The 3295-nt window shown below is 32.4% G+C and carries 4 protein-coding genes; 1 reads left to right on the forward strand and 3 read right to left on the reverse strand.

Annotated features, from left to right (window positions below; all coding sequences use genetic code 11):
* The first annotated feature begins 129 nt into the window (after nt 1-129).
* Nucleotides 130-459 carry a putative quinol monooxygenase gene (locus RR643_RS09260; RefSeq protein WP_332483040.1) on the forward strand — a complete coding sequence of 110 codons (330 nt, stop codon included), beginning with the start codon at nt 130-132 and terminating at the stop codon, nt 457-459.
* Nucleotides 460-598: 139 nt separating this feature from the next.
* Here RR643_RS09260 and RR643_RS09265 read toward each other — a convergent pair whose 3' ends face one another.
* The 3 genes from RR643_RS09265 to gpmI all read right to left on the reverse strand — a co-directional run bounded on the left by RR643_RS09265 (nt 599) and on the right by gpmI (nt 3044).
* Nucleotides 599-1042, reverse strand: a complete 444-nt coding sequence (locus RR643_RS09265; protein WP_332483041.1) for a hypothetical protein — start codon at nt 1040-1042, stop codon at nt 599-601.
* Nucleotides 1039-1245, reverse strand: a complete 207-nt coding sequence (locus RR643_RS09270; protein WP_332470170.1) for a helix-turn-helix transcriptional regulator — start codon at nt 1243-1245, stop codon at nt 1039-1041. The genes RR643_RS09265 and RR643_RS09270 overlap by 4 nt, the downstream gene beginning before the upstream one ends.
* A gap of 227 nt (nt 1246-1472) precedes the next feature.
* Nucleotides 1473-3044, reverse strand: a complete 1572-nt coding sequence (gpmI, locus tag RR643_RS09275) for a 2,3-bisphosphoglycerate-independent phosphoglycerate mutase (RefSeq protein WP_332483042.1) — start codon at nt 3042-3044, stop codon at nt 1473-1475.
* Nucleotides 3045-3295: the final 251 nt, after the last annotated feature.

The raw sequence follows: 3295 nt of genomic DNA on the forward strand, positions 1-3295 counted from the left end.
CAACTACCATTCAACGTGTTTTAAAAGTAATGCCAAAATTCAAAGAAGGAACTTCACAACATACATTAGGTATACGAAGAATTAAAGCATTCGAACTCGCCATTGTGTTATTACAAAAGGAGACAAACCATGTCAATCACTGTTAATATTTATTATTTTGGAACAAATGGCAATGCCAGAAAATTCGCACAAGAAATGATTGATCAAGGAATTGTTAATCAAATAAGAAAAGAAGACGGTAACTTGCGTTATGATTACTTCTTCCCCATGGATGATAACGAAACTGTCTTATTAATCGATTCATGGAAGGACCAATCTTCAATTGATATTCATCATGCATCACCTATGATGTATCAAATTACTACTCTTAGAAATAAATACGATTTGCATATGAAAGTTGAACGATTTCTATCTGATGATGAAATACCAATTTCTGATCTCATCTTTATTCGCCAATAATAATGATCCTCTTTTTCTAAGAGGATTTTTTATTGATCAGTAATTAATTCGCCTCTTAAAAACTATATAAAAACCAAAAGCAGTAAGCTCTTGGTTATTTAATAGTTATGATTAACTTTATTCTGCGATCAAAATTATCTTAATATTTTTTTTCTAGGGCTTTAAAAATTACAATTTGCAAACAAATTTGAACATTAAAGTAAATTGCACATGCAATAACCATTGGTTTTGCATAAATAATCACTTCCATTTCATTCAATATACTAAAGACAATAAGTGCCAAACTGGTCATCGCTAGATTTACGAAAGCCATTACTCTGCCTGTTTTATTACGTAACATTTCCTTTCGTTCATCGTGTTGTTCAATTTCTTCATTTTCCATTTTATCAACATATTTTGCTGTGTTTTTGGGTTGTGACCAGTATAGGTACTTACAAATCAAGAAAACTCCCGGTCCAATTCCAGCACCTGCAAGTCCCCATAGTATACTGTTAATTTTAGTATTTAATACGATACCACAAAAGAGAAATACACAACCAACCAACGTATAAACAACACCTGTAAATAATATACTTTTCTTCATTTAACACCCTTCCTTTCGTAAATAAATATTTCCTCAACAGATTTGTTGAAAAAGTTCGCAATATCAAATGCTAAGTCAAGCGAGGGATTATACTTCCCCGTTTCAATTGAACTTACTGTTTGTCTTGAGACTCTTATTGCTTTTGCAAATTCATCTTGACTTAACTTAAGTTCCTTTCTTAATTCTTCAACTTTATTCTTCAATACTTATCCACCTTTCTATTTGTGACAAGGTTCCTTTACATATAGTATAGTTATTTAAGTAAATATTGTCAAGGTTCCTTTACATTTTTTTGGGTTATCAGTAACTTTTTCTATCTTTTTCCGACATTTCTTCCCATCACGTCACACAAATACATAACATAATGCAAAGAATTCGAAAAAAAAACTACCAATTCTCATTACGAGTAATTGATAGTTCTTATTTATACTTATTTAATTAAACTTTCATCCCAACCTTCAGGTGCTTTGAATCCTAGTAACTCAACAACTGTTGATGCAACATTACTTAATCCATAATTTCCACCATCTTTTAATACAACATCATTGTTGTATACAATAAATGGAACTGGATTCAATGTATGAGCTGTTTTTGGTTTAGGTGCATCTTCTGGATTTTTTCTCTTTTCATACATTTCATCAGCATTACCATGGTCAGCAGTAATTAATAGAGTATATCCTGCTTTTTCACAAGCATTCATGATTCTCTTAAGTACTAAGTCAACTGTTTCAACACCAATTAATGTAGCTTCGTAATTCCCTGTATGTCCTACCATGTCTCCATTTGGATAGTTTACACGTAAGAAATCATATTCTTTAGATTCAATTGCATCAACTAGCTTATCTGTAATTTCTGCAGCTTTCATCCAAGGTCTTTGTTCAAATGGAATTACATCACTAGGTACTTCAACCCAAGTTTCTAATTTATCATCGAATTTCTCAGAACGGTTACCATTCCAGAAATAAGTAACGTGACCATATTTTTGTGTTTCACTAATTGCATATGATTTAACACCTTGTTTTACAAGGAATTCACTCATTGTATTTGTGATGTGTGGTGGTGCTACTAAGAATTTATTAGGGATTTTTAAATCTCCATCATATTGTAACATCCCTGCATAGAACACCTTAGGGAAGCGTACACGATCAAACTCTTTGAAGTCTGCATTTCCAAATGCTTTTGAAATTTCAATAGCACGGTCTCCACGGAAGTTGAATAGAATTACACTATCACCATCATTGATTGTACCTACTGGTTGTCCGTTTTCTTCAATAACGAATCCTGGAAGATCTTGGTCAGATACTTTTAATTCATTACGGTATGTTTCAACTGCATCTTTCATTGAAGGGAATTTTCTTCCTTCTCCTAGTACATGAACATGCCATCCTTCTTCAACCATTTTCCAGTTAGCTTCATAACGGTCCATTGTAATTTTCATACGTCCGCCACCTGATGCTACTTTAATATCAAAGTTAGCGTCATTTAATTCGCTAATTAAGTTTTCAATTTGTTCTACATAGATTAACGCACTTGTTTCAGGAACATCACGTCCATCTAACAATGCATGAATACGTACTCTTTTTGCTCCATCAGCTTTAGCTTGTTTAAGCATTGCTTCTAAGTGCGCAATATTTGAGTGAACATTTCCATCAGATAGTAATCCTAAGAAATGTAATGTTCCATTTTTACATGAATCAATTGCTTCTTTCCAAGTTTCTGATTGGAAGATAGCTCCTGTTTCAATGCTTTCATTTACTAGTTTTGCTCCTTGGCTATATACTTGTCCACATCCTAAAGCATTATGCCCAACTTCTGAATTACCCATATCATCATCACTAGGTAACCCAACCGCAAGACCATGTGCTTTAATTTGAATGTTTGGACATGTTTTCATTAATGTGTCTAATTGTGGTTTGTATGCGTGCATTACTGCATTTCCGTTATCTTTATCAGTGCAGCCAACACCATCCATAACCACTAATACTACTGGTTTTTTACTCATAATTCCTTCCTCTACTTTCATTACTTAGTTTAGCACGATTTGTTCATTTTTTCACTAGATTAGCAACATTTATACCAAACATCTAATCTAATTTATTCACATAAAATAGTAATTTTAAACTACCACACAAAATGATGTTTGATTTTATTCATTTATTTTTCGACTTGAAGGATATGTATGTCCTAAAAATTCCATATCAATAAGAAAATAAAGGGTAATAAAATATTGATTTATTCTGTTTGAAGATTGAT

It is taken from the genome of Anaerorhabdus sp. (assembly GCF_036637135.1).
Lineage (GTDB): Bacteria > Bacillota_I > Bacilli_A > Erysipelotrichales > Erysipelotrichaceae > Anaerorhabdus.